This is a genomic window from Aeromonas sp. s2 (genome assembly GCF_040907935.1).
In the GTDB taxonomy this organism is placed as follows: Bacteria; Pseudomonadota; Gammaproteobacteria; order Enterobacterales; family Aeromonadaceae; genus Aeromonas; species Aeromonas dhakensis.
Window position 1 is genome coordinate 379,504 of sequence record NZ_JBFOCR010000009.1, and the last position, 24,962, is coordinate 404,465.

A 24,962-nucleotide genomic window follows, 5' to 3' on the forward strand; every position below is an offset into this window, starting at 1 on the left:
AAAACGATGTCGGATGTCATCGCACTGGCCAAGGATCTGATCCGCCGCCCCTCCGTTACCCCGCTGGATGAAGGGTGCCAGACCCTGATGGCGGAGCGCCTCGCCAAGCTCGGCTTCGTCATCGAGCCCATGGTGTTCGAAGACACCACCAACCTCTGGGCCCGCCGCGGCAGCGAAGGGCCACTGTTCTGCTTCGCCGGCCACACCGACGTGGTGCCCGCCGGCCCGCTGGACAAATGGCACACCCCGCCGTTCGAGCCGACCATCCAGGATGGCGTGCTCTACGGGCGCGGCGCCGCCGACATGAAGGGCTCGCTGGCCGCCATGGTGGTGGCGGTCGAGCGCTTCGTGGCCGAGCATCCGGATCACGCAGGGTCGATTGCCTTTCTCATCACCTCCGACGAGGAGGGGCCCTTCATCAACGGTACCACCCGGGTGATCGACACTCTGGAGGCCCGTAACGAGAAGATCCGCTGGTGCATCGTCGGCGAGCCCTCCTCCACCGCTGTGGTGGGGGACGTGGTGAAGAACGGCCGGCGCGGCTCCATCACCGGCGATCTGCTGGTGCGTGGGGTGCAGGGCCACGTCGCCTATCCCCATCTGGCGGACAACCCGATCCACAAGGCGGCCCCGGCGCTGGCCGAGCTCGCCGCCATCGAATGGGATCAGGGCAACGCCTACTTCCCTCCCACCAGCTTCCAGATCGCCAACATCCAGGCCGGTACCGGCGCCTCCAACGTCATTCCCGGCGAACTGCACGTCCAGTTCAACTTCCGCTTCAGCACCGAGCTCACCGATGCCGCGATCCGCGAGCGGGTCGAAGCCCTGCTCGAGCGGCACGGTCTGGATTACCAGATCAAGTGGACCCTCTCCGGCCAGCCCTTCCTCACCGACACCGGCAAGCTGCTGGCGGCGGCGGTTTCTGCCATCGAGGCGGTGAACGGCCAGCAGCCGGCCCTGCTCACCACGGGGGGAACGTCCGATGGGCGCTTTATCGCTCCCACCGGGGCGGAAGTCATTGAGCTGGGCCCGGTCAACGCCACCATTCACAAGGTGAACGAGTGCGTGAAGGCGGACGACCTGGATCTCTTGGCTGACATGTACCAAGGGGTGCTCGAGAGGTTGCTGGCATGACCCAGGATCAGCTACTGGGCCAGGATGAGGGTCACCTCATCCTGGTGGGGCAAGGCCCGCACCGGCTGACGGCCGCCACCGCGGCGGCCTTCAACGACATGCAGGTGGCCGCCGCCCACGCCGGCTTCAACCTGCAGCCCGCCTCCAGCTGGCGGGGCTTCGAGCGCCAGCTCGCCATCTGGAACGGCAAGTGGCGCGGCGAGCGCCCCCTGCTCGATGCCCACAGCCAGCCCATCGACGCCCTGCAACTGAGTGACGAGGAGCGGCTGCACGCCATCTTGCACTGGAGCGCCCTGCCCGGCACCAGCCGCCACCACTGGGGCACAGATCTCGACATCTACGACCCGGACTGTCTGCCCGCCGGCACCAAACTGGCGCTGGAGCCCTGGGAGTATGAAGAGGGGGGCTGGTTTGCCGACTTGAGCGAGTGGCTTGAGGATCGCATGAACGACTTCGGCTTCTTCCTGCCCTATGCCAAGCCGGCCGGTGCCGGCAGCGGCGTCGCCTACGAGCCCTGGCACCTCAGCTTTGCGCCTGAGTCCCGCGAGCAGCGGCTCGACCCGGCCGCGCTGGCACTTTGCCTACAACAGGCGGATATTGAAGGCAAGGCGACCATACTGGCCAACCTCGACGAGATCCTGGCCCGCTATGTCACCCTGGCCACCGACGAAAGGAGTAGCACATGAACCTCTGGCTCTGGATAGGCTTGCCCCTGCTCTTCCTGCTCGGCCTGTTTCTCAACGCCATCAAGGACATGAAGCGGCTGGAGAAAGAGCTGCCCCGCTACAAGGACAAGATCCGGGAAGTGAAGGACGACGAGGACGACTGACGACCTCGGTCAGCAGGGGCCCGGCGTGGGCCCCTGCCGTTTGCTGCCCGCTGCGGCGCCCGCCTCTCCCTCAAGTGTCCGTTTTGTGAACATCATCACGTTGCCGACCTCTCTGATCACCCCGCTGACCCCCTTTTGATGGCCAGAACCCTTCGCAGCAATCGCACTGAAAATGTAAAAAACTGCAAATAAATGCACAATTAAGCCACACGGAGCCGGTCAAACTGCATATAATGTGCCTGATTTGCATTTTGACAGAAGGAGTTCGCCATTGGATGCCGTCACCATCAACAGTTTCTTCCTCGTCGCGGCCTTGTTGGTGGGTGCCAGTGTCCTGTTGAGCGCGCTCTCCTCCCGTCTCGGTATCCCCATCCTGGTGATCTTCCTCGCCGTCGGCATGCTGGCCGGTGAAGACGGTCCCGGTGGCATCCACTTCGCCGACTACTCCATCGCCTACCTGGTGGGCAACCTGGCGCTCGCCATCATCTTGCTGGACGGCGGCATGCGCACCCGGGTCTCCTCGTTTCGGGTCGCGCTCTGGCCCGCCCTGTCGCTCGCCACGGTCGGGGTGGCCATCACCACCGGCCTCACGGGCCTTGCCGCCGCCTGGCTGTTTGACCTCAACCTGCTGCAGGGGATGCTGATCGGCGCCATCGTCGGCTCCACCGATGCGGCGGCGGTCTTCTCCCTGCTCGGCGGGCGCAGCCTCAACGAGCGGGTCAGCGCCACCCTGGAGATAGAGTCCGGCAGCAACGATCCCATGGCGGTGTTTCTCACCGTCACCCTGATCGAGGTGCTGGCCACCGCCCAGCAGGGGCTGGATGGCGGCTTTCTACTGCTGCAGCTGCTCAAGCAGTTCGGGCTGGGAGCCGGCATCGGTCTTGGCGCCGGCTGGCTGCTGTGGAAGCTCATCAACAGCGCCCGACTGGCCCCCGGCCTCTACCCGCTGCTGACCGTGAGCGGCGGCCTGCTCATCTTCGCCCTCACCACGGCGGTGGGTGGCAGCGGCATCCTGGCCATCTACCTCACCGGCCTCTTGCTCGGCAACCTCTCCCTGCGCAGTCGCAGCACCACCCTGTCGGTGCTGGACGGCCTCACCTGGCTCAGCCAGATCGGCATGTTCCTGGTGCTGGGGCTGCTCGCCTCCCCCCACAAGCTGCTGCCCATCGCCCTGCCGGCGCTGGCGCTGGCCATGTGGATGATCCTGTTCGCCCGCCCCATCTCGGTCTGGATCGGCCTGCTGCCGTTCAAGAACTTCGCCCCCCGCGAGCGCTGGTTCATCTCCTGGGTGGGGCTGCGCGGCGCGGTGCCGATCATTCTGGCGGTGTTCCCCATGATGGCGGGGCTGCCCAACGCCCAGCTCTACTTCAATGTCGCCTTCTTCGTGGTGCTGGTCTCGCTGATCCTGCAGGGCAGCTCGCTGCCGCTGGCCTCCCGCCTCGCCCGGGTCGAAGTGCCGGCGCCCCCCTCGCCCATCAACCGCTCCGGGCTCGAGATCGATCTCGACAGCCAGTGGGAGACCTTCGTCTATCGCCTGAGCGACGAGAAGTGGTGCATCGGCTCGCCGCTGCGGGATCTGCGCATGCCCAAGGGCACCCGCATCTGCGCCCTGTTCCGCGAGCAGGAGCTGCTGCACCCCTCGGGCAGTACCTGTCTGCAATCCGACGACATCCTCTGCGTCATCGGCCACGAGCGCGACCTTCCTGCCCTCGGCCAGCTGTTCAGCCAGGCACCGGAGCAGGATCTGGGCCCACGCTTCTTCGGCGACTTCCTGCTGGAGGCGGCCGCCAAGCTGGTGGATCTGGCACCGCTATACGGGCTGGATGTGAGCGAGGTGGCGGATCAGACCCTTGGCCATTTTATTGCACAGCAGTTGGGCGATAATCTGGTGGTCGGCGACCACGTCGAATGGCAGGGGCTGATCTGGACCGTAGCCGAAATGGAAGAGGGTGAACCCCGCAAGATAGGGGTGCGTTTTCTGGAAGAAGATCCGGTCTGATCGCCATCTGCCTCGTCCTCTGCGAGAAGGGAGTTATCTATGCCTTACCAAACCCTGTTGTCCGGCCTGCAACCCCCTTCGCCCAACCTGGGGGTGATCGAGGGCTTCTTTGGCAAGGGCTGGAGCTGGGAAGCCCGCGCCCGCTACGCCCAGTGGCTGCCCCGCCACGGTTACGGCTTCTATCTCTATGCCCCGAAAGAGGATGGCTATCTGCGCAAGCACTGGGCCAAGCCCTGGCCTGCCGCCCAGCTCGAGGCGCTGCGCCAGCTCGCCCGCCAGTGCCGCGACAACGGCCTCGCCTTCGGGGTGGGGCTGAGCCCCATGGGCGCCCACCACGACTATGCCCGCCAGCGACCGGCCCTGCTGGAGAAGGTGCGGCTCATCGAGGAGGAGCTCAAGCCCGACATCCTGGCGATCCTGTTTGACGACATGAAGGGGGATACCCCGGATCTCGCCCACTGGCAGCTCACCATCGCCCACGACATCGCGGCCCATACCAGTGCCGGCCGGCTGCTGTTCTGCCCCAGCTACTACAGCACGGACCCTGTGCTGGAGAAGGTGTTTGGCGCCATGCCCCCCCACTATCTGCAGGATCTGGGGCAGGGGCTGGATCGGCGCATCGACATCTTCTGGACCGGCCCCAAGGTCTGCTCCAGCGAGTACCCGGCGGCCCACCTGCGGCAGACGGCCGAGTGGCTGCACCGCAAGCCGTTCCTGTGGGACAACTACCCGGTCAACGACGGCAGCAAGGCCAGCAGCTTCCTGCACCTGCGCGCCTTCGAAAACCGCCCGGCGGAATTGGCGGATCTCGTGAGCGGCCACGCGGTCAACCCCATGAAGCAGGCGGCGCTGTCGGCCCTGCCGCTGGCCACCCTGCCCATGAGCTACCGGCTCGGCAAGCAGTACGACCCGGACAAGGCGCTGCACGCCTCCCTCAACGCCACCTGCGGCCCGCAGATCTCCGCCATGATCCAGGCTGACCTGCCGCTGTTTCAGGACATAGGGCTGGCCCAGCTGACCCCTGAGCAGGTGACTCACCTCAAGGCCCGCTACCTGCCGTTTCGCGACCAATCCTGCGTCGACGAGATCCTGCGCTGGCTCGATGGCGAGTACGTGTTCGACCCGGACTGTCTGACCGACTGACCCCACAGCCACAGGAGGCAGCATGGACGCGTCCCTGATTTACCAGAACCTGGCGGTGATCGCCGCCTTCCTGCTCATCTACAGCCTGATCGCCGGGCGCTTTGAATCCCGCCTCATCAACGGCCCCTTGCTGTTCTTGCTGATGGGCTGGCTGCTGGGGCCGGGCGGCATCGAGCTGCTCTCCCTCTCCATCGACAGCGACGGTATCAAGCTCCTGGCGGAGCTGACCCTGGTCATAGTGCTGTTCAGCGATGCGGCCAACACCAACTGGCAGGTGCTGCTGGCCAACCGCAGCCTGCCCATCCGGCTGCTGCTGATCGGCCTGCCGCTCACCCTGGCGGCCGGCGCCCTGTTCGGTCACTGGCTCTTCCCCGACTTGCCGCTGCTGGAGATGGCGATCCTCTCCACCATACTCGCCCCCACCGATGCGGCACTCGGCAAGGCGGTGGTGAGCAACCCGGCGGTGCCCGCCCCCATCCGCGAGGGGCTCAATCAGGAGAGCGGCCTCAACGACGGCATCTGCGTGCCCGTGCTGCTCCTGCTGCTCGCCCTCATCGCCCCCACCGAGCAGCACACCGGCACCGGTCTGCTGGCCATCACCCTGCTGCTGGAGGAGATCGGCATCGGCCTGCTGGTGGCCTGGGGGCTCACCACCTTCACCCTGCGCCTGCTCAAGACCTCCTACCTCAACGGCTGGCAGTTGCCGCTCTGGCGCCAGCTCACCATGCCGGGGCTGGCCCTGCTCTGCTTTTCGCTGGCCCAGACCTTGGGCGGCAGCGGCTTCATCGCCGCCTTCGTCGGCGGCCTGCTGATGGGCCGCAAACTGGGGGAGCACAAGCACGCCTACCTGGACAGCTGCGAGGGATACGGGGATCTGCTCTCGGTGGTGATCTGGATGGTGTTCGGCGCCACCCTGATGCCCATGCTGGCAGAGCTGCTGCACTGGCAGTACTGGCTCTATGCCGCCGCCAGCCTCACCCTGCTACGCATGCTGCCGGTCTGGCTGAGCCTGCTCGGCACCGGCCTCAAGCTTGAACTCAAGCTCTTCATCGGCTGGTTCGGGCCGCGGGGGCTGGCCAGCATCGTCTTTGCGGTGATGGTGCTGCAAAATGAGCCGGCCCTCCTCGGCCAGCGCCCCATCATCGCCACCGTGCTCTGCACCATCATACTGAGCGTCATCCTGCACGGTCTCACCGCCAATCCCTGGGTCGCCCGCTTCAAACCCCGTTGAGGGGCACCGCCAACAAAAAGCCCGGGCACTGCCCGGGGCTTTCTTTTGTCAGGCGCAAGGCGTCCATCTCGGCCAGGGCCCCTCCCTAGGAGCTCGCGTCCTCGGCCTGCGGCCGATAGACCAGGATCCCCGGCTTGTTCTGCACATACTCCAGGAAGGGGGAGTCCACCACCTGCATCTTGCTCGAGAGGGAGGAGGCATTGCGCAGCACGGGGCCGTTCTCACCACGGATGAAGATGCCGGTGTGAGTGACGTCGAGCCCGGCCAGATCGGTGTAGATGCCGATGTAGTCCCCCTCCTCCAGCAGACTCAGGGTGTTCTCGTCGATGCTGGCGGACGGAATGTAGGTGATGTCCCGCGCCGTCACCCCCAGCCCAGGAATGTAGTAGCCGCCGTCCGCCTTCTGGTTGAGCAGCTTGGCCGTGGTCACCGCTGCGCCGCCCACCAGATGGGTCACATCGCTCACCTTGTTGTCACCATGCACCCAGTCTGAGAAGAAATGCTTTCTGGTCAGATAGTTGACCTCACCGTTCACGTAACGAGTGTGCATCAGGTTCTCGATGAAGTGATGCACACTCGTTGCGCGACGCAGCGACTCGACATAATCCAGATAGGTGAAGCAATCGAGCCCGCCAAAATCCACCACCAGCTTCTCCTGCTCCTCGTTCGACCCCACCAGCCGGTTGGCCACATAGGGGTTGCCCAGAAACAGGCTGGAGAAGGTCTTGATCGTCTGACCCGGCGCCCCCTGCTGGCGGGCAAACAGCTCGATAAGTTGCGGCTCCTTGATGTTGTAAAAATCGAGGTTCCTCTCTTTGCCGGCAGCCGCCGCGCCGGCAAACAGGAGCAATCCAATACTGGTCAGCCTCATCATCCTTAAATCTCCTTGCTCGAAATGTTAATAAACGGACCCTGTGCACTCTCTCGCAGGGGCAAGAGAATTCCATTCGAGACTGACGGCATCCCGGCCGTTTGCAAACCGGATAAATGTAAGCAAATGTGGCCGACCGCCCGCCAGCATACGAAAAAGCCCCGCATGGCGGGGCTTCTCGGCAGTAACAGACCAGCTGGCAAGCGCGGTATCAACCCAGCGCCAGCCAGACCCCGACAAACAGCATGAGAGAGCCGGCAATCCGGTTCATCAGGGTGACGTTGCCGCTCTTGGCGAGGAAGTGGCGCAGGGTGCGACCGCCGCTCGCGTAGAGCAACAGGCAGGAGAACTCGATGAGCAGGATCAGGGCCACCAGGGCGCTGATCTGGGGTGCCATCGGCTTGGCTGCGTTGATGAAAGGAGGCAGCAGGGAGACCATGAAGGCCCACCCCTTGGGGTTGGCGATGGCGGTGACGAAGCCCTGCATGGCCAGCGCCAGCGGCCGCGTCTCCTGGGCCGCCGACAGATCCGCCGGGATCGCCAGCTTGCCCTTGGCCTGCCACATCTGGATGCCGAGCCAGATAAGATAGGCGCCGCCCACATATTTGAAGGCGGCAAACAGCGCCGGATAGTTGAGCATGACGGCCGCCACCCCGATCACCGACAGCACAGAGACCAGGCCGACTCCGATGAGCTCGCCCCACATCATGTGCAGGGTGCGGCGCACCCCCAGACTCATGCCGAGGGTCATCGCCAGGGTCATGCACATGCCGGGGGTCACGGAGACAAAAAAGAACGTGGGAATAAACAGCGCCAAAATGGCAGGATCGATCCAGTCGGACACACAACACCTCCATGGTAACAGACCGACGATCTTGCCTATCACACTCATTTAACACAAGAAAAAACCTTTTCAAATAGCCGGTTTTGCACCTTAAAAACCTGTGACAAGCTTTGTCGCGCCTGTGTAAGATGCCGCCTTGTTTCTCTTTTGGGTCAGGATCTTTCATGTCATTGAATAATCTCTCTATCCGTCTGCAAGTACTCATCCCTCTCCTGCTCGCCAGCCTGTTGATGATCCTGATGATCGGGATCGGCAAACAGGACATCGACCGCGCCATCGACGACATGAACGAGACCACCGCCAGCGTGACCCGTCACAAGGACGACATCGCCACCCTGATCCACGCCACCTACCGGCTGCGCACCAACGCCATCTACGGCCTCTACGATCCCGCCCGCTTTGCCCAGCTGCCCAGCGAGCTCTCCGCCGCCGAGCAGGAGATAGGTGCCATCCTGGCCAGACTGGCCATCGCCGGTGCCGAGCAGGACAACAGCCGGGTCGCGGCCGCCCTGCAGGCCTACCTCGGCCACACCCGCAGCAACATGCTGCCGCTGCTGGCCGCCAAGCACCAGGGCGGCGGCGATCCTGCCGCCTATGAGCAGGCCCGCCTGCGCTTTCGCGATCTGGGGGAGGATCTCATTAAGCAGATCGATGCCATGTCCGCCCACGTCAACCAGCTGATCCTGGCTGAAATTGCCGAAGAGCAGGCTCACTACCATGCCACCCTGCTGCGCACCCTGCTGCTGATGGCGGCCAGCCTGGCCGCCGCCCTGTTTGGCGGCTGGTGGCTCTCCGGCCGCATCGTGCGCCCCATCGGTCAGCTGCAGCAGGTGATGCGCGCGGTGGCCCAGGGCCGCTTCAACGTGCGCGCCGCCGCCAACGGCAACAACGAGCTGAGCCAGCTGGCCGCCGACATCAACCAGACCCTGACCCAGCTTGGCAGCACCATCAACACCCTCACCGGCATCAGCGGCAACGTGGCCTCCGCCGCCACCGAGCTCGCCGCCGTGATGACCCAGGCAGAGGTCAATGCCCAGCAGCAGCGCGGTGAGACCGAACAGGTGGCCTCCGCCGTCACCGAGCTGGCCAGCACCGCCGACAACGTCAACCACAACGCCGCCCTGGCCGACGAGCTGGCGCGCGATGCCAACCAGCGGGTCGAAGAGGGGCTGGCGCTGTTTGCCGAGAGCATTCAGGCCAACAGCCGCATGGCCAACAGTCTGGAGAGCGCCGCCTCCGTGGTGGCCAGCCTCAAGTCCCAGTCCGAGCAGATCGGCAAGGTGATCGAGGTCATCCAGGGGATTTCCGAACAGACCAACCTGCTGGCCCTCAACGCCGCCATCGAGGCCGCCCGCGCCGGCGAAACCGGTCGCGGCTTTGCAGTGGTGGCCGACGAGGTGCGCATGCTGGCGGCCCGCACCCAGGACTCCACCAAGGAGATCCAGGCCATCATCGAGCAGCTGCAGAGCCAATCCCTCTCCGCCAACAGCGGCGTGCAGGATACCCTGGCCATCCTGGCCCACAACCAGCAGCTCTCCGGCCAGGTGCAGGATCTGCTGGGCGGCATCACGGAGGCGGTCAACCAGATCAACGGCGCCAATGCCCAGGTGGCCACCGCCGCCGAGGAGCAGTCCTGCGTCACCGCCGACATCAACCGCAACATCACCAACATCCACGAGATCGTGAACCAGAATGCGGCCGGTATCAGCCAGAGTGCCGCCGCCAGTCACGAACTGTCACAGCTCGCCGAGCAGCAGCGCAAGCAGCTGTCCCAGTTCCAGCTGTGACGCCGACCCGCTGACCAGACAGAGAGGCCCCGCACGCGGGGCCTCTCTGTTAATGACGCTGACGACTTGTTATTGTTTTAAACGCTATTTTTTATGATTAGGCTTCATTGGGGGCTGGGCTACCTCACCAAATGTGGGTATGGTAGAGGCACGTCACTCCCCCTCATGCGAGATCATCATGAAGCTGTCCTTCAAGAAACCGGCCTTCATCGGCCTCGGGCTCATCGCCCTCGTCACCGCCATCTGGCTCGACTACTACCTGCCGGAACACACCATCGCCACCATCACAGGGGTGGAGGTGAAGCGCACCGACAAGGATGGCCCCATCAGCCAGAAGAACCCGGCCGACGGCCCCACCACCGACGTCTACTACATCTATACCGAGCGTCCCGGCGAGAAGATCCGCGTGTTCCGCAACGAGGACACCGAGTGGGGCTGGCCCTTCTACTTCAAATTCAACGCCGCCGACGTGCAGGCCAAGGCCAAGTCGATGGAGTTCGAAAAACGGCTGGCCATCATCACCTCCTACGGCTGGCGCATCAACATGTTCTCCATGTTCCCCAACGTCACCAAGATTGAGAGCACCGAGCCCGACGCCTCCACCTGGAGCTTCTTCCGCTGGTTCTGGTTCGGCATCTGGGCCCTGGTGATGGGCAAGGCAGCCATCGCTACCTGGCGCTACTTCGATCGTCTCGAGGACGAGATATGAGTGAGCCGAGCAAGACGCGCACCAGCTTCTATCGCCGGCTCTACGTGGCCTGGCTCATCAGCCAGGGCACGGATACGGTGCCGGCCATCATGGAGGCGACCGGCATGCCGCGCCGCACCGCGCAGGATACGCTCAGTGCCCTGGCCGAGCTGGACATCAGCTGCGGCTTCGAGCAGACCGAGGGGGCTCGCCATCTGCAGGGGCACTACCGTATCAGTGACTGGGGGCCCATCAATCCCGCCTGGATAAAAGCCCAGCTGCCGGTTATCAAGGAGACGCTGGGTTACCCCTGAAGACCTGGAGATCACCCGTCAGTGACTGGGGGACAATCCGCGAAAATAAAAGAGGGCCAGCCGACAAGGCTGGCCCTCTTTTTATCTCCGCCAAGGCGTCGGCCTTGTTTCTACTCGGAGAAAGGCTCCTCCGGCAGCGACTCCTGGCTCTCGCCCCGGGTGCAGTCGATGATGGAGCGCTTGGGGTTGTTGGGATCGCGCAGCAGCAAAGGGGCCAGCCCTTCGTCGTGCTTCTGCTCGTCGGAAAACTCGCTGCCGTAGGCATTGTGGGTAAGCCGGCGCGCGTTGGCGATGGGGGTATCCACGAACAGGGCGTGCACCTCAAAGGTGGAGGCCGGAATGAGAAAACCGCTGATGGGCAGGCCGTGCAACTCCTGGCGGGTCTTGTACCAGGCGAAGCCGTCCGCCACCTTGTAGGGGGTGTAGTGGTTGAGCTGCGGGTGCGCCGGCTTGCCCGTCTCGCTATCGAGATAGAGATCATCCAGCTCGCAGGTCGCCAGCCCCTGCCACATCGACTCGAACGGCGTGGCACACCCCGTCAGTTGCAACCCGGCCAACAGTGCCAGCCCTGTCTTCCACATCGCTTCGCCCCTTCTTGCAAGAGTGGAACTGCGTTTAGTCAAAGGCCCGCAGCCGCGTGACCAGCAGATCGATAAAGCCCGCCCGATCCAGCCCCAGCAGCACCAGCGCATTGGCCGGCTTACCGGTCAGACCGTAGCGATCCACCACCGTCATGCCGCTAGTATGGGTGCCGCCTGTCTCGATATCGACCCGGCACTCGACCCCGTGGAACAGCGCGGGAGCCAGCAACCAGGCAATGGTACAGGGGTCGTGCAGCGGCGCGCCAGCAAATCCCCACTTGGGATCCCGGTGGTAGATCATGAAAAAATCGAGCAGCCCGGCCACGCACTGGGCCACCGGATTGGTGATGGCGCGCACCCGTTCGATGTCTTCGTCCATCACCTGTGCCTGATGGGTCACGTCCAGCCCGCACATGGTGATGGGGATGCCCGACTTGAACACCATATCGGCCGCTTCCGGGTCCACATAAATATTGAATTCCGCCGCCGGGGTCCAGTTGCCGGCCCCTGCGGCGCCCCCCATCAGCACGATGCGGGCGATCTTGGATTTGAGCTCGGGGTGGGCCGCCAGCAGCAGGGCGATGTTGGTGAGCGGGCCGGTCGGCACCAGGGTCACGGGCTCAGGGCTCTCGCGCAGGCAGCTGGCCATCAGCTCGAGGGCTGTCATGGACACGGGGGTAAAGGCGGGATCCGGCAACTTGGGGCCATCGAGACCCGATTCGCCATGGACGTTGTCGGCGATGATAAGCTCGCGGGCCAGCGGCTTGGGAGCCCCCGCCGCCACAGGAATGTCGTCACGCCCCAGCAGGGTCAGGATGCGCAGGGCGTTGTTGAGGGTCTTGTCCGGCGTCTGGTTGCCGGCGCTGGTGGTGACCGCCAGCACCTTGAGCTCGGGGCTGGCCAGCGCCAGGATGAGGGCGATGGCATCATCGTGGCCGGGATCGCAATCGAGAATAACGGGCAACGCCATGGACAGGCTCCTTACAACATGACAGGGAGCCATACCTTAGCAAGCCGCGGCTGCATTAACTCTGGAAGGGGTCACAAAATGGCCCCTTCCCTGTATTATCAAGCAGTTAGTCACAAGACGAGGACCGCCCCTGCAGTTATTCGCCGTGCCCCGCCGGTTCGGGTATGATCCCCCTCCCTTTTCAGACCGTGCGCCCCATGTCCGCCATCATCGACACCTTCATCGCCCCGCCCTGTGCGGCCGCCATCGAGCTCCTGTTTGAGGATGAGCACCTGCTGCTCATCAACAAGCCGAGCGGCCTGCTGAGCCTGTCGGGCAAGAACCCGCAGAACCTCGACTCTGTGCACCACCGGCTGGTGCAGGATTATCCCGGTTGCGCCCTGGTCCATCGCCTCGATTTTGGCACCTCGGGGATCATGCTGGTGGCCAGGAACAAGGCCATCAACGCCCTGCTCTGCCACCAGTTCAGCCAGCGCACCGTGAGCAAGGCTTACAGCGCCCTGCTGTGCGGCCACCTGGCCGAAGACGAAGGGGTGATCGACGCCCCCATCGCCAAGGATCCGGCGCTGTTTCCGCTGATGAGCATCTGCGCCGTCAGCGGCAAGCCCGCCCGCTCCCGCTATCAAGTGATTGAGCGGCTGGAGCAGCAGATTCAGGGACAAACCGTGCCGCTGACCTGGGTCAGACTGGTGCCGGAGACCGGCCGCACCCATCAGCTGCGCATCCACAGCCAGCAGCTGGGCCATCCCATCCTTGGTTGCGATCTCTATGGCGGCCTGCTGCCGCCCGGCTGCGAACAGGCGCCGCGGCTGATGCTGCACGCCAGTGAACTCGATTTTGTTCACCCGATCAGCGGCGAACCGATGCAGATCCGCTGTGAGGCGCCCTTTGCGCTGGCGCTGGCGACCATGACGGGGCAACAGGGATAACTCAGAAGGAAATAGAGGGGAAAAAGAGAAGGGGAAAAGCGGTAAACGGCGGATAAAGATAGGGGCCGTGCTTTCGCAACGGCCCCCACCCCCCACTCGGTACTCTTTGTTACAAAGAGGGCTATCAGATCAGTTTGCGGGCAGCGCCCAGCACGATCTTGATGGCATCAGATTCGGTCTTCGCCATGGTCTCGGCGTTCGGGATCTCTTGCTGGGTACGGTTCACGATGACACCGGCCACCATACCGGCACGCAGGCCCTGGCTGGAGCACATGGTCAGCAGCGTCGCGGACTCCATTTCGAAGTTCAGCACCCCCATGGATTGCCACTCTTTCATGGAACCCTGGAAGCGTTGTACTACGCGGCCGGAGAAGGTGTCGTAGCGCTCCTGACCCGGGTAGAAGGTGTCAGAAGAGGCGGTAACGCCCACGTGCAGCTTGGAACCCAGCTCCTTGGCGGTGTTGACCAGCGCAGTGGTGCAGTCGAAGTCGGCCACGGCCGGGAACTCCATCGGCGCGAAGTGCAGGCTGGCACCGTCGAGGCGCACGGAGCCGGTGGTGACGATCACGTCGCCCACGTTCAGGTGCGGCTGGATGGCGCCGGTGGTGCCGATGCGCAGGAAGGTACGGATGCCCAGCTGAGCCAGCTCTTCCACCGCGATGGAGGTGGACGGGCCGCCGATACCGGTGGAGCAGATGATCACGGCCTTGCCGTCCATCTCGCCGCGCCAGGTAGTGAATTCACGATGGCTGGCCAGGTGCACCGGGTTATCCAACAGCTCTGCGATGCGCTTCACGCGCTCGGGGTCACCGGGGACGATCGCCAGGGTGGCGCCTTGCAGATCCGCTTTTTTCAAACCCAAGTGAAATACATCAGACATAGTGGACTCCTGGTTGCTCCCCACCAGCATGGTCAGGGGCAAGTTAAGGTGATTCTTTATGGTACTTTCAAGCCTTTACTCCCCTCGTCGGGGAGGCGCCAACTATGGTCGAAAGCGCTTTCCAATTCCTTGAAGCATCTCACACTTCCTTGCATTGACAGCCACAAATTCGGCGCAAAACGTTTGCTAACTTGATGAATTAATTGAAAAACGTTTTTCTGTTCGCGAACAGGCTAGCGCGCTTGTCAATCCCTGTCGCGGCCCATGTTCCCGGTACGTGATCGAGTCCATAAAGTTGCAAAGCAGATACTATTGACCCCTTTTCATCCCCCCTGACGGTGCTATGTTGGCGCCAATATACCACTTAATGGCTAATCATACGGAGTCCATCATGGCGACATTCAAGTTCTACATTCCCGCAATCAACCTGATGGGAGCAGGCTGCCTGCAAGAAGCGGCAGCCGATATCAAGGGTTATGGCCATCGCAAGGCGCTGATCGTCACCGACAAGATCCTCAACCAGATCGGTGTGGTGGCCAAAGTGGCCGGCCTGCTGGCAGAACATGGCATTGAAAGCGCAGTTTTCGACGAGACCAAACCCAACCCGACCATGGCCAACGTGGAAGCGGGCCTGGCCATGCTCAAGGCCAATGGCTGCGACTGCGTCATCTCGCTGGGGGGCGGCTCGCCCCACGACTGCGCCAAGGGCATCGCCTTGGTGGCCGCCAACGGTGGCAGCATCAAGGATTACGAAGGGGTGGATCGCTCCGCCAAGCCGCAGCTGCCGCTCATCGCCATCAACACCACCGCCGGCACCGCCTCCGAGATGACTCGCTTTTGCATCATCACCGACGAGGCCCGCCACGTGAAGATGGCCATCGTCGACAAACACGTCACCCCGTTGATGTCGGTCAACGACCCCGAGCTGATGCTGGCCAAGCCGGCCGGCCTCACCGCCGCCACCGGCATGGATGCGCTGACCCACGCCATCGAAGCTTATGTCTCCACCATCGCCACCCCGGTGACCGATGCCAGCGCCATCATGGCCATCCAGCTCATCGCCAAACACCTGCGCACCGCGGTCAACCACGGCGACGATCTGCACGCCCGCGAGCAGATGGCCTACGCCCAGTTCCTGGCCGGCATGGCTTTCAACAACGCAAGCCTGGGTTACGTACACGCCATGGCCCACCAGCTGGGCGGCTTCTACGACCTGCCGCACGGGGTGTGCAACGCCGTGCTGCTGCCCCACGTGCAGGCCTACAACGCCCAGGTGTGCGCCGGCCGCCTCAAGGACGTGGCCCGTCACATGGGGGTGGACGTGAGCGCTATGAACGATGAACAAGGGGCCGCCGCCGCCATTGCCGCCATCAAGCAGCTGGCCCGCGACGTCAAGATCCCGGCCGGACTGGAGCAGCTCGGCGTCAAGGCCGACGACTTCAACGTGCTGGCCGAGAACGCCCTGAAAGACGCCTGCGGCTTCACCAACCCGAAACAGGCGAGCCACAACGAGATCGTCGCCATCTTCCGCGCCGCCATGTAAGGGGCGCAATGGGCAGAAAGGGTCGCATGGCGGCCCTTTTTATTGGCTGATGGATCAATGGCTTTTTACTTCCGTAGAGGGAGCCGGTATGATTTGCCGAGCTTAAAAAGACTTGAATGGATGATCTGAACTCGATATGCGGATGAAACACCTGATTGCCGCGGCCCTGACCGCCCTCACCCTGTCCGGTTGCAGCCTGGTCTATCGCATCGATATTCCCCAGGGCAACTATGTGGAACAAAAACAGGTCGACAAACTGCGCCAGGGCATGACCCGCGAGCAGGTCGAGTTCGTGCTGGGCTCTGCCATGCTGCGCGATGGCTTTGACCCGAACACCTGGTACTACCTCTATGAATTCCAGCCGGGGCGCGGCGAAAAAGAGCGCAAGGAGCTCACCCTGACCTTTGCCAACGACAGATTGGCCACGGTCACCGGCGACTTCCCGCTGCCAGCGGCCTTCCATACCCCGCTCTGATCCCATCCACAAAACCGGCCTCACGCCGGTTTTGTTTTAACGCCGCCGGCCACCCATTCCCCCCTTGCAGAGGGCTGCCCCTCGTCCAATACTGGCCTCGATTCAATCACACAGGGAGAGCAGCATGAGCCGGATCCTGATCGCCGGAGCCACTGGCCTCATCGGCCGCGAGCTGGTGCGGCAACTGCCCGCGGAGCATGAACTGACCCTGCTCTGCCGCAAGCCCGGAGAGCCGCAGCCCACCCACCACTGGCTGCCGGTCAATTTCGATATGCTAGCCGAGGTGAATCTGCCCGAGCCGGTGGATCTCGCCTTCTGCTGCCTTGGCACCACCCGCAAGGAAGCGGGCTCCGCCGAGGCCTTTCGCCGGGTCGACCTTGACTATGTGCTGGCCTTTGCCGAGCTGGCCCGTCGCCACGGCTGCCAGCGGCTGGTGGTGGTCTCGAGCCTGGGGGCCAATCCGCACTCCCCCGCCCTCTATCCCCGTACCAAGGGGGAGATGGAGCAGGCATTGCTGGCCCAGCCCTGGCAGCGGCTCGCCATCGTGCGCCCCGCCATGTTGCTGGGGGATCGCCAGCCGCCGCGTCGCTCGGAGCAGTTTTTCCAGGCCATCTATCCCTTGCTGAAGCCACTGCTGGTAGGCAGGTTGCGCCGCTGGCGCGCCATCGAGGCCAGCCAGGTGGCCCGCGCCATGATCGCCCTCTCCTGCCAGCCCGCCGGCTGCGAAGTGGTCGAGAACGAGCGGCTGCTCCAGCTGTAACGAAGCGCCCCGCTTGGCGGGATGACGGGATCAAAAAAGGCGCCAAGGCGCCTTTTTTAGATGCGGTGTCGTGCCAGTGCAGGCACTGTTATATGAAGAATCGAGCCCAAGGCACTCAGTCGGACTGTTTGCGATTGGCATTGGGCCGACCGCCGGTCACCACGTCGGCACGCCCCTCCTCCTTGGCCTTCTCGGCGCGCTTCTTGCGCATCTCCTTGGGATCGGCGATGAGCGGACGGTAGATCTCGATGCGATCGCCATCTTGCAGCAACTCGGCGCCCTTGACCGGCCGGCTGTAGATGCCGAACTTGTTGACCGCCAGATCGATCTCGGGATGCTTGCTCATGATGCCGGACTGCTCGATGGCTGCCTGCACCGTCGTGGTCGGCGCCACCCGCAGCCGCAGCACGGTCTGCTGCTGAGGCAGGGCATAGACCACTTCGATATTGAGTTGATCAGGCACCGTACACCACCTTGGCGCGGTTGGAGAAGGCCAGCACCATGGAGCTCACCAGGTCGCGGAAGATCTGGCCAAACGCCAGCTCGATGAGTTTGGAGGTGAACTCGAAGTCGAGATCGAACTCCACCTTGCAGGCATCCACGTCCAGCGGGGTGAAGGTCCACCAGCCCGCCAGCTTGCTGAAGGGCCCCTCCACCAGCTCCATCTTGATCTGCCGGTTGGCCTCGAGCAGGTTGCGGGTGGTAAAGGTCTTGGCAATCCCGGCCTTGGCCACATCGACCGAGGCCGTCATATAGTCATCACCGGTCTCGTGGACACGGCTGCCAACACAACCGGGCAGGAACTCCGGATAAGCGTGAACATCATTGACCAGCCTGAACATCTGTTCGGCGCTGAACATCACCAGGGCACTGCGAGTAATACGGGGCATGGCTTTTCCTCATCCAATCGCCGCGATTTTATCACCATGTTTGCGCTTTTGGAGGTAAAACCTCGGTCAAACTGCTCATAAAGCCATCAGTTGACCCGCTGCGCGTTTTACAGCCGCCCTTGCCCACGTATAATGCCCTCCTCCCAGTCATTGCCGGAAATCGCCCGTCATGAGCAAAAAAAACAGTAAAAACAAAGCCGGGTCCAACACCATTGCACTCAACAGAACCGCGCGCCACGAATACTTCATCGAAGAGAAGATCGAAGCGGGTCTGTCCCTGCAAGGGTGGGAAGTCAAATCCCTGCGGGCGGGCAAGGCCAACATCAGCGAAGCCTATGTCATCTTCCGCGATGGCGAGGCCTACCTGTTCGGCTCCAGCTTCCTGCCACTGCAGGCTGCCTCCAGCCACGTGGTGTGCGACCCGACCCGGACCCGCAAACTGCTGCTGAGCCGTCGTGAACTCGACAAGCTCGAAAGCCTGATCGCCCGTCAGGGCTATACAATCGTGCCGCTCGCCCTCTACTGGAAACAGTGCTGGGTCAAGGTCGAAATCGGCTTGGTGAAGGGCAAGAAAGAGCACGACAAGCGCGAAGACACCAAGGCCCGCGAATGGGATCGGGAAAAAGCGCGCATCATGAAGAACAAAAACCGCGGCTAATCCGCTTGATGCTGCAAGGTCCGGGCTCCTGCCCGGACTTTTTCTTTTCCGGTCCGCCGCTTACCCGCTCCCGCCAGGCGTGCGCACAATAAATCGGCAAACGGAGCGGCTCCCTGCGGGAATGACCATCAACGCCTTGCCATGGCAGGATTTTTGCGTACAATCCCTCTTAACAACTTGGGGCTGATTCTGGATTCGACAAGATTCACGAAACCCAAGGTGCATGCCGAGGTGCGGTAGGCCTCGTTAATAAACCGCAAAAAAATAGTCGCAAACGACGAAAACTACGCACTGGCAGCTTAATAACCTGCGCAGAGCCCTTCTACCCTAGCTTGCCTGTGTCCTAGGGAATCGGAAGGTCATCCTTCACAGGATCGTGTGGAAGTCCTGCTCGGGGCGGAAGCATTAAAACCAATCGAGCTAGTCAATTCGTGGCGTGTCTCTCCGCAGCGGGTTGGCGAATGTAAAGAGTGACTAAGCATGTAGTGCCAAGGATGTAGTAATTTTGGACGGGGGTTCAAATCCCCCCAGCTCCACCAAACGTTTGGAAAGGGCCATCTCGCAAGAGATGGCCCTTTTTTATTTCAGCAAACACCCAATCCGCACAATCTCGCCGCTTATCCCGTTACGCCTGGCAACCATCTATCAACGCTGGCATCAGAGTGATTGTCATCGCGATGCTCATGGTGTCACCGCGCTGCAGCAGCCGCAGGCCGGGGTGACCGGCCAGGTGGTGGGCATTGGCGGCGTGGCTATGGGGCTCAAGACAAACAAAACCGCTTGTTTCATCCGGCTGATAGAGCATCAGGAAGGAGGCATCGCTGACTACCTTCAGTCGCTGTTGGCGGGTGGGGTGCACCAGCTCGGCCGTACCATGCCAGCCACCGTAACAGTGGTTGAGCCACCCTTGCGGGCACTGCCACTGGCGAAAGTCGAGGTGGTGCGCTAACCGGCTCGACCAATCGGTCGGCAGATGATCCGTCCCCTCCTGCCAGACGCCGCTCGCCAGAAAGCGAATCTTGGTCTGCTCGTCGCGCCAGAAGAAGGGGTGAAAACCCGCGCCGTAGAGACAGGGCGCCTCCCCCAAATGCGTCAAACTGATGCGTGCGATCAGGCTCACCTCCTGCAGCCGATAGTCAATCTCGGCCAGATAGTGAAAAAGGCCGCATTGGCTGGTGAGCTGCAGCGTCACCGAACTGGCTGAGCCCGCCACCCGCTGCCATGGCTGCAACCAGCCATCGCCATGCAGGAAGAAGTCGGGATCTAGAGGGCTTTCTGGCAAGCGATGCTCCTTCCCCCACAACTCAAAACGGTTGCCTGCCACCCGATTAGCCAGCGGCATCATGGGAAAGAGGGCGCTTTCGCCGGGATGCCATTGCCCGGGGTTGCAAGATGCATCGGGATTGGAGCCGCGCAGCAGCGGGCGCCCCTGCTCATCCTCCAGCCCCAGCACACAGGCTCCTTGGGTTGAAACCCGCAACCGAAGATGCGGGTTGCTCAATGTGTAGACCGTCATGCCGAGGCGCTCGCCTTGGTCGGTGCCAACTCCACCTTGCCCTGGGCCAGCTGGGTTTCCAGCGCCTCCAGCGTCACCCCTTTGGTCTCGGGCACCTTGCGGTAGATGAAGATGAGCCCGGCGAAACAGATAAGGCCATAGAGCAGGAAACTGCCTGCGGCCCCCAACCCGGCGTTGAGCAGCGGGAAGGTGTAGGTCAGCACGAAGCAGGCGATCCAGAGCGCCAGGGTTCCGGCCGACATGGCCAGCCCGCGTACCCGGTTCGGGAAGATCTCCGAAAGCAGCACCCAGGTCACCGGCGCCAGGGTCAGCGCATAGATGGCGATGGCCGCCAGCACCAGCAGCAACACCGGCAAGCCCAACACTCCACTGGCATAGGCCGCGGCCATCATGCCGTAGATGATGGTGAGACCAGCCGAGCCAATCAGCATCAGCTTGCGACGGCCGAGCTTGTCCACCATAGGCAGCGCAATCAGGGTGAACAGCAGGTTGATTAGACCGGTGGCGACGATGGATTTGAGGGTGCTGTTGATGTCAAACCCGGCGGAGGCAAAGATCTCCTGCGCATAGTTGAAGATGACGTTGATGCCGCACCACTGCTGGAATACCGCCAGCACCATGCCGATGATGAGGATGGGGCGCACCGAGGGCTTGCCCAGCTCCGCCAGCGATACTTTGTGCGCCGACTCCCCCACCAGCGTCTGGCGGATCTCGGCCAGCGTCTGCTTGGCATAGGCATCCCCGCCAATCTTGCCGAGCATGCGGGCCGCCTGCTCATACTGGCCATCTTTGGCCAGCCAGCGCGGTGACTCCGGCACGAAGAACATCAGCACCAGAAACGCCAGCGCCGGTACCAGCTCGGCACCGAACATCCAGCGCCAGCCGGACTGGCCGTTCCAGGTCGCCAGAATATCGGCCTGGGTGGCGTTGCTCGCGACCGGATCGGCAATCATCAGGTTCACCAGCTGAGCCGCCAGCACACCGATGACGATGGTGAGCTGGTTGATGGCAACGAACTTGCCCCGCTTGTCGGCCGGACTGATCTCGGCGATGTACATGGGAGAGAGCGCAGAAGCCAGACCGATACCGATCCCCCCCACGATGCGATAGACCACGAACAGATCGAAGTTGCTGGCCGCAGCGGTGCCCCATGCCGAGATGGTAAACAGGATGGCGGCCAGGATCAGCGGCTTCTTGCGGCCGAAGCGATCCGCCGACCAGCCGGAGATGGCGGCCCCCAGCACACAGCCCACCAGCGCCGAGCTCATGGCCCAGCCGGACTGGGCCGGGTCGGTGATGGAGAAATAGGCCTCATAGAAGGGCTTGGCCCCGCCGATGACCACCCAGTCGTAGCCAAACAGCAGACCTCCGCAGGCGGCTACCAAACAGATCATCCAGATGTAGCTCATATTGAGCCGGTGCGTATCCAATTGATTTTTCGTGCGTTCCATGACTCATCCTTTCTATCTTGTCGATTGTAGGGTGCAGTGGCGCCCCGTACCGTGGCAGGGCGCCCGTTGTTGTTATAGCTGTGATGGCTTGAGTGACAGCTCGCGGCAGATCAGAGCGAACAGCTGCCCCTTGTCGTGAGCCGGGTTCAAGATGAGCAGCTCGCGCAGGGTCTGGGAACACGCTTCACGCTGCTCCAACCCCAACTGGCCGAGGGCCCGGACCAGCAGACAGTGCTGACGGTGTTTGTGCTGCGGGTCGTCATCCAGCACGATGAGATCCGGCAGCGAAACGGCAAAGAAGTCCGCCTCGACCGACTCGCCCATTGCCTGCTCGGCCCAAGCCACCATCCCTTCAAACAGACGTTGTGCCTCCGCAATCCGTCCAAGACGAGCCAGCGCCATACCCTGATAGAAGAGGTAATCCACCGGCTGATCGTTGTAGTAGCGGCTGGCCCCCAGCGACCCCTGACCAAGACAAGCCTGTTGCAGGCACTGGGCCGCCAGACTCTGGTGGTCACAGGCCAGATGGCAGAGCGCCAGCAGGTAGTGAATGTCGTTGTCGGTTTGTCCTACAAGGCGCCCCTCCCCCAAATTGAGGGGGTAGTGCAGCGCCTGTTGCAGCAACGGAACAGCCTGCTCGTGACGTCCCTGAGTCATCAACGCCAGCGCCCGGCGCTGCTGGTTGATGAGGTACTGACCGGTCACTTTGCCCTCGCCCCCCTCCCAGGGGTGGAATTCGCGCAGCCGCAAGATCTCGGCCGCCGCATCCAGCTGACCGGTAATGTGATAGAGGCTGAGCAGTTCGGCGGTCAGATCATCGCGCTTGAGGGCGACCGCACGGTGCGCCTCCAGCAGGGCCAGCCGCTCTGCGGGGGCCATGGCACAACGCTTGTGCAATTGATCCAGCTCGAACAGCAGCCGCGCATCGTCCGGCTTTAGGGAAAACGCGCGACGCAGGCACTGCTCGGCCGCCGCCATATCACCCGCCTTGTTGAAGTGGTGAATACCGAGGTTGCGCCAGACCGAGGCAAAGTCCGGTGCCTGTTCGCACACCCGCTGCCACAGGGCAATCGCCTGCTCGTAGTTGCGCTTGCTGTAGTGAAAGCAGCCCAGCAGATAGCTGGCAAACCAGATGTGGGAAAGCTGCGCCAGCATGGCCACCTCACCAAGGGTGTTGGGGAAGCGCACCTTGCGGCCAAAGGCCTGTTCGGCCCGCAGCAGCAGCGCCTCCTGCTCCGGCCCCGCTGCCAGCAAGCTCGCCTCGAACAGCAGCGGCAGGGTCTCCTCCATCGGCAGGGCTGCCAGCAGCTTGCTGGCCAGTTCGGGGCGCCCCCAACTCAGCAGTTCGCTGGTGAGGAAGCAGAGGTTGGTGCCACGCCCGTTGCAAAGATGTACTAGCGCGTCGCGATCGGCGGCCTGCTCGCTTGCCAGCCAGCGCAGGAAGGCCAGCTGATAGTGAAGCGGATAGCGGACTCGCTGCTCGTCGATATAGACGATGGCTGCCTCCGGCTCACCAGACTCCAGCAGAGCCAACCCTTTGAGGGCGATGGCGCCGTAGTGGGTACCGTTGACGGCAAGACTCTTCTCAACAAATTGCAGCGCCTGCGAGGCATCGCGGCGCACCATGGCGATACGGGCCAACCCGAGGAAGCCACTGTCGCGACAGTTGCCACTCCAGGTTGCCTTGTAAAAATTATCGAACGCGGCATCGAACTGGCCGAGTCGCTCCTCGATATGGCCGCGCAGCAAGCTGGCCTTGCCACACTGGGGGTTCTTGTTGAGGCGATGGGCACGGGTAAGCGCTTGCTTGACGTAGACCAGCGCCTGCTCGTAATTGGCACGGTTGTACTCCAGCGTTGCCAGTGCAAGGTTGCAGCGATAGTCGCCGCCATCCAGCTCCAGCCCCCGCAGGTAGTAATCGAACGGCGAGCGACTGGCGTGCAGATACTGCTCCAGATGCTGGCCGATGAAGTAGAGTTCATCGACCGAGTCGAGATTGACGGCAGGCTCCGGCGCCGTGGCGGGATCCGGCAGGGCTTCGCCAGCTGGCTGATGCTCGAGGTAACTCAGCACGCACTGACCCTGCTCATCCAGCAGACGTACCTGCAAACGTCCCTCGCTGGTGATGGCGAATGGCTCCAGCCAGGCCTGACCCGGCTGCAGATCCAGAGGTTGCGTAAACAGCACGCCCCCCTCGTCGCTCACCTCGAACCGGGCCCTACAAAGCGGCGCCACCGCATAGACCCCGCAGACGAGGCCATCATCGCTACGCTCCAGTTTGATGGCGGCGCGGGTGTTGGCGTTTTGCAGAGTGCCGAGGGTGTTATAGGGCAGGAAGTTTTGCACGAACACCTTCTCTTCACCGGCATCCAGCCAGGTGAAGTCGGGCTGGTTATCGGTATAGACCCCGGTCATCAGCTCGATGTAGGGGCCGTTGTCGTCGGTCAGGTTGCGATCCCAGGCCAGACCAAAATCGCAGTTGCCCCAGCTCCACTGCTTCTTGCCCGGCGAGACGTGGTGATCCGCCACGTGCAACAGGCCCCCCTGCTCGTCATGACAGTAGGCGCCGACGAAGTCGTAGTCGGACTTGTCCGCCATGTAGGAGGTGGGCACCGGAATGTTGCGGTAACGGGAGATATCGACTCCGGCGGAGTAGTCCACCTTGTAGTAGGTGCCACGGGCGATGGGGAAGGCGCTGACGTCGCGCTTGCCGTGGTCATAGACGGCGGTCACATCGGGCGGGAAGACGCTCTGGTGGGCATCGCCCCCTTTCACCGCCGGGTTGGACCACCAGAGGAAATGGCGCGGCGTATCGTTGCCGTTGAACACCTTGCCGGTGATCTCGATGAGCGCCTTGTCGGGGTAGAGGGTGAAGCCCGCCATCACCTGCAAACCACGCATCGGCTCCACCTCGCCGAGCCAGACTGTCTTGGCGCCACCCTCCTGCTCCGCGATGGTGAAATCCACCGGCATGAAGGTGGTGGGTCTGTGGTGCTGCGGCCAGTTGAACTCGATGCCGCCGGAGATCCAGGGCCCCACCAGCCCCACTAGCGCGGGCTTGATCACTTCGTTGTAATAGACGAAGTCGCGATTCATCACCTTGTCATAGGCACGGTGGATGCGACCGCCCAGCTCCGGTAACAACATCACTTTGATGAAGTCGTTCTCCAGCCAGACCGCCCGATAGGGCTTCATCTGCTTCTGGCCGGTAAGAGTATCGATCACGCCATAGGGATAGACGGCCCCCGAGGAGCCCTGATAGACCCGCTTCTCGAGAAACATGGGGTGGGGATCTTCGGCGCCCACCTCGTAGGTCGGCAGGGTGATGGTCTCAACCCAGACCTTGACATCAGCTCTCATTAATCTCGCCTCACTTAATACTTGTTAGTAAAAATTTCAGTGAGACCAGATTAGAATGATTAAACCACCATTAATTGCCTAAAGATCACGCAATACAGTAAGCGGAGTT

General features: G+C 62.7%; 24 protein-coding genes and 1 other RNA gene. 15 read left to right on the forward strand and 10 right to left on the reverse strand.

What is annotated here, in order from left to right; translation table 11 throughout:
• The first annotated feature begins 6 nt into the window (after positions 1-6).
• The 6 genes from dapE (at position 7) to AB5Y81_RS06695 (ending at position 6,336) form a co-directional block, all read left to right on the forward strand.
• A complete protein-coding gene (gene dapE, locus AB5Y81_RS06670; RefSeq protein WP_017779580.1) occupies positions 7-1,134 on the forward strand; it encodes a succinyl-diaminopimelate desuccinylase in 1,128 nt (375 codons plus the stop codon).
• Positions 1,131-1,820, forward strand: coding sequence for a M15 family metallopeptidase (locus tag AB5Y81_RS06675; RefSeq protein WP_094698264.1), 690 nt, complete (start codon positions 1,131-1,133; stop codon positions 1,818-1,820). Before dapE ends, AB5Y81_RS06675 begins: the two co-directional genes overlap by 4 nt.
• Positions 1,817-1,963: a hypothetical protein gene (locus AB5Y81_RS06680; RefSeq protein ID WP_005298986.1), complete on the forward strand. Its 147-nt coding sequence runs from the start codon at positions 1,817-1,819 to the stop codon at positions 1,961-1,963. The genes AB5Y81_RS06675 and AB5Y81_RS06680 overlap by 4 nt, the downstream gene beginning before the upstream one ends.
• 271 nt (positions 1,964-2,234) lie before the next feature.
• Complete coding sequence (locus AB5Y81_RS06685; protein ID WP_005298984.1) at positions 2,235-3,962, forward strand: potassium/proton antiporter; 1,728 nt, start codon at positions 2,235-2,237, stop codon at positions 3,960-3,962.
• Positions 3,963-4,001: 39 nt separating this feature from the next.
• Positions 4,002-5,105 (forward strand): beta-N-acetylglucosaminidase domain-containing protein, encoded by a 1,104-nt coding sequence (locus AB5Y81_RS06690; RefSeq protein ID WP_019838588.1) that lies wholly within the window; start codon positions 4,002-4,004, stop codon positions 5,103-5,105.
• Positions 5,106-5,127: 22 nt separating this feature from the next.
• Entirely contained in the window at positions 5,128-6,336 is a 1,209-nt protein-coding gene (locus AB5Y81_RS06695) for a sodium:proton antiporter (protein WP_219326416.1), read from the forward strand.
• Between the two features lie 85 nt (positions 6,337-6,421).
• On the opposite strand, the gene AB5Y81_RS06700 is transcribed toward AB5Y81_RS06695, so the two are convergent.
• Together AB5Y81_RS06700 and AB5Y81_RS06705 are read right to left on the reverse strand one after the other, a co-directional pair.
• The gene (locus tag AB5Y81_RS06700) at positions 6,422-7,210 is read right to left on the reverse strand and encodes a DUF1460 domain-containing protein (protein ID WP_279484606.1); all 789 of its coding nucleotides are present in this window, start codon (positions 7,208-7,210) and stop codon (positions 6,422-6,424) included.
• A 208-nt stretch (positions 7,211-7,418) separates the two neighbouring features.
• Complete coding sequence (locus tag AB5Y81_RS06705; protein ID WP_017786084.1) at positions 7,419-8,051, reverse strand: LysE family translocator; 633 nt, start codon at positions 8,049-8,051, stop codon at positions 7,419-7,421.
• 164 nt (positions 8,052-8,215) lie between these two features.
• Here AB5Y81_RS06705 and AB5Y81_RS06710 point away from each other — a divergent pair, with 164 nt between their 5' ends.
• The 3 genes from AB5Y81_RS06710 (at position 8,216) to AB5Y81_RS06720 (ending at position 10,840) form a co-directional block, all read left to right on the forward strand.
• Complete coding sequence (locus tag AB5Y81_RS06710; protein ID WP_017786525.1) at positions 8,216-9,838, forward strand: methyl-accepting chemotaxis protein; 1,623 nt, start codon at positions 8,216-8,218, stop codon at positions 9,836-9,838.
• 178 nt (positions 9,839-10,016) lie between these two features.
• Entirely contained in the window at positions 10,017-10,547 is a 531-nt protein-coding gene (locus AB5Y81_RS06715; protein WP_010634531.1) for a DUF1523 family protein, read from the forward strand.
• Positions 10,544-10,840: a helix-turn-helix domain-containing protein gene (locus AB5Y81_RS06720; protein ID WP_005298972.1), complete on the forward strand. Its 297-nt coding sequence runs from the start codon at positions 10,544-10,546 to the stop codon at positions 10,838-10,840. The genes AB5Y81_RS06715 and AB5Y81_RS06720 overlap by 4 nt, the downstream gene beginning before the upstream one ends.
• Positions 10,841-10,950: 110 nt before the next feature.
• Here the strand turns inward: AB5Y81_RS06720 and AB5Y81_RS06725 are convergent, their stop codons facing one another.
• Positions 10,951-11,421 (reverse strand): hypothetical protein, encoded by a 471-nt coding sequence (locus AB5Y81_RS06725; RefSeq protein WP_279484607.1) that lies wholly within the window; start codon positions 11,419-11,421, stop codon positions 10,951-10,953.
• 34 nt (positions 11,422-11,455) lie between these two features.
• Complete coding sequence (gene rihA / locus AB5Y81_RS06730) at positions 11,456-12,391, reverse strand: pyrimidine-specific ribonucleoside hydrolase RihA (protein WP_279484608.1); 936 nt, start codon at positions 12,389-12,391, stop codon at positions 11,456-11,458.
• Between the two features lie 164 nt (positions 12,392-12,555).
• On the opposite strand from rihA, the gene AB5Y81_RS06735 reads away from it, so the two are divergent.
• The gene (locus AB5Y81_RS06735; RefSeq protein ID WP_279484609.1) at positions 12,556-13,320 is read left to right on the forward strand and encodes an RluA family pseudouridine synthase; all 765 of its coding nucleotides are present in this window, start codon (positions 12,556-12,558) and stop codon (positions 13,318-13,320) included.
• A 124-nt stretch (positions 13,321-13,444) separates the two neighbouring features.
• Here the strand turns inward: AB5Y81_RS06735 and udp are convergent, their stop codons facing one another.
• Positions 13,445-14,200: a uridine phosphorylase gene (udp, locus tag AB5Y81_RS06740; protein WP_005298967.1), complete on the reverse strand. Its 756-nt coding sequence runs from the start codon at positions 14,198-14,200 to the stop codon at positions 13,445-13,447.
• Between the two features lie 391 nt (positions 14,201-14,591).
• Between udp and yiaY the strand changes: the two genes are divergently transcribed.
• The 3 genes from yiaY (at position 14,592) to AB5Y81_RS06755 (ending at position 16,978) form a co-directional block, all read left to right on the forward strand.
• Positions 14,592-15,743 (forward strand): L-threonine dehydrogenase, encoded by a 1,152-nt coding sequence (gene yiaY, locus AB5Y81_RS06745; protein ID WP_279484610.1) that lies wholly within the window; start codon positions 14,592-14,594, stop codon positions 15,741-15,743.
• A 136-nt stretch (positions 15,744-15,879) separates the two neighbouring features.
• A complete protein-coding gene (locus AB5Y81_RS06750; RefSeq protein WP_011705347.1) occupies positions 15,880-16,218 on the forward strand; it encodes an outer membrane protein assembly factor BamE in 339 nt (112 codons plus the stop codon).
• 124 nt (positions 16,219-16,342) lie between these two features.
• A complete protein-coding gene (locus AB5Y81_RS06755) occupies positions 16,343-16,978 on the forward strand; it encodes an NAD(P)H-binding protein (protein ID WP_279484611.1) in 636 nt (211 codons plus the stop codon).
• Between the two features lie 115 nt (positions 16,979-17,093).
• Here the strand turns inward: AB5Y81_RS06755 and AB5Y81_RS06760 are convergent, their stop codons facing one another.
• Together AB5Y81_RS06760 and AB5Y81_RS06765 are read right to left on the reverse strand one after the other, a co-directional pair.
• Positions 17,094-17,441: an RnfH family protein gene (locus tag AB5Y81_RS06760; RefSeq protein WP_005298959.1), complete on the reverse strand. Its 348-nt coding sequence runs from the start codon at positions 17,439-17,441 to the stop codon at positions 17,094-17,096.
• On the reverse strand, positions 17,434-17,868 hold the full coding sequence (locus AB5Y81_RS06765; RefSeq protein ID WP_005298951.1) for an SRPBCC family protein: 435 nt from the start codon (positions 17,866-17,868) through the stop codon (positions 17,434-17,436). Before AB5Y81_RS06765 ends, AB5Y81_RS06760 begins: the two co-directional genes overlap by 8 nt.
• 169 nt (positions 17,869-18,037) lie before the next feature.
• Here AB5Y81_RS06765 and smpB point away from each other — a divergent pair, with 169 nt between their 5' ends.
• Entirely contained in the window at positions 18,038-18,526 is a 489-nt protein-coding gene (gene smpB, locus AB5Y81_RS06770; RefSeq protein WP_017766150.1) for an SsrA-binding protein SmpB, read from the forward strand.
• Between the two features lie 179 nt (positions 18,527-18,705).
• Positions 18,706-19,065, forward strand: a transfer-messenger RNA (tmRNA) gene (gene ssrA / locus AB5Y81_RS06775).
• Positions 19,066-19,151: 86 nt separating this feature from the next.
• On the opposite strand, the gene AB5Y81_RS06780 is transcribed toward ssrA, so the two are convergent.
• From AB5Y81_RS06780 to AB5Y81_RS06790, 3 genes are all read right to left on the reverse strand, one after another.
• Positions 19,152-20,042, reverse strand: a complete 891-nt coding sequence (locus AB5Y81_RS06780) for an aldose 1-epimerase (protein WP_279484612.1) — start codon at positions 20,040-20,042, stop codon at positions 19,152-19,154.
• Positions 20,039-21,493, reverse strand: a complete 1,455-nt coding sequence (locus tag AB5Y81_RS06785; protein WP_279484613.1) for a sugar porter family MFS transporter — start codon at positions 21,491-21,493, stop codon at positions 20,039-20,041. Before AB5Y81_RS06785 ends, AB5Y81_RS06780 begins: the two co-directional genes overlap by 4 nt.
• Positions 21,494-21,565: 72 nt before the next feature.
• Positions 21,566-24,853, reverse strand: coding sequence for a DUF5107 domain-containing protein (locus AB5Y81_RS06790; RefSeq protein WP_279484614.1), 3,288 nt, complete (start codon positions 24,851-24,853; stop codon positions 21,566-21,568).
• Positions 24,854-24,962: the final 109 nt, after the last annotated feature.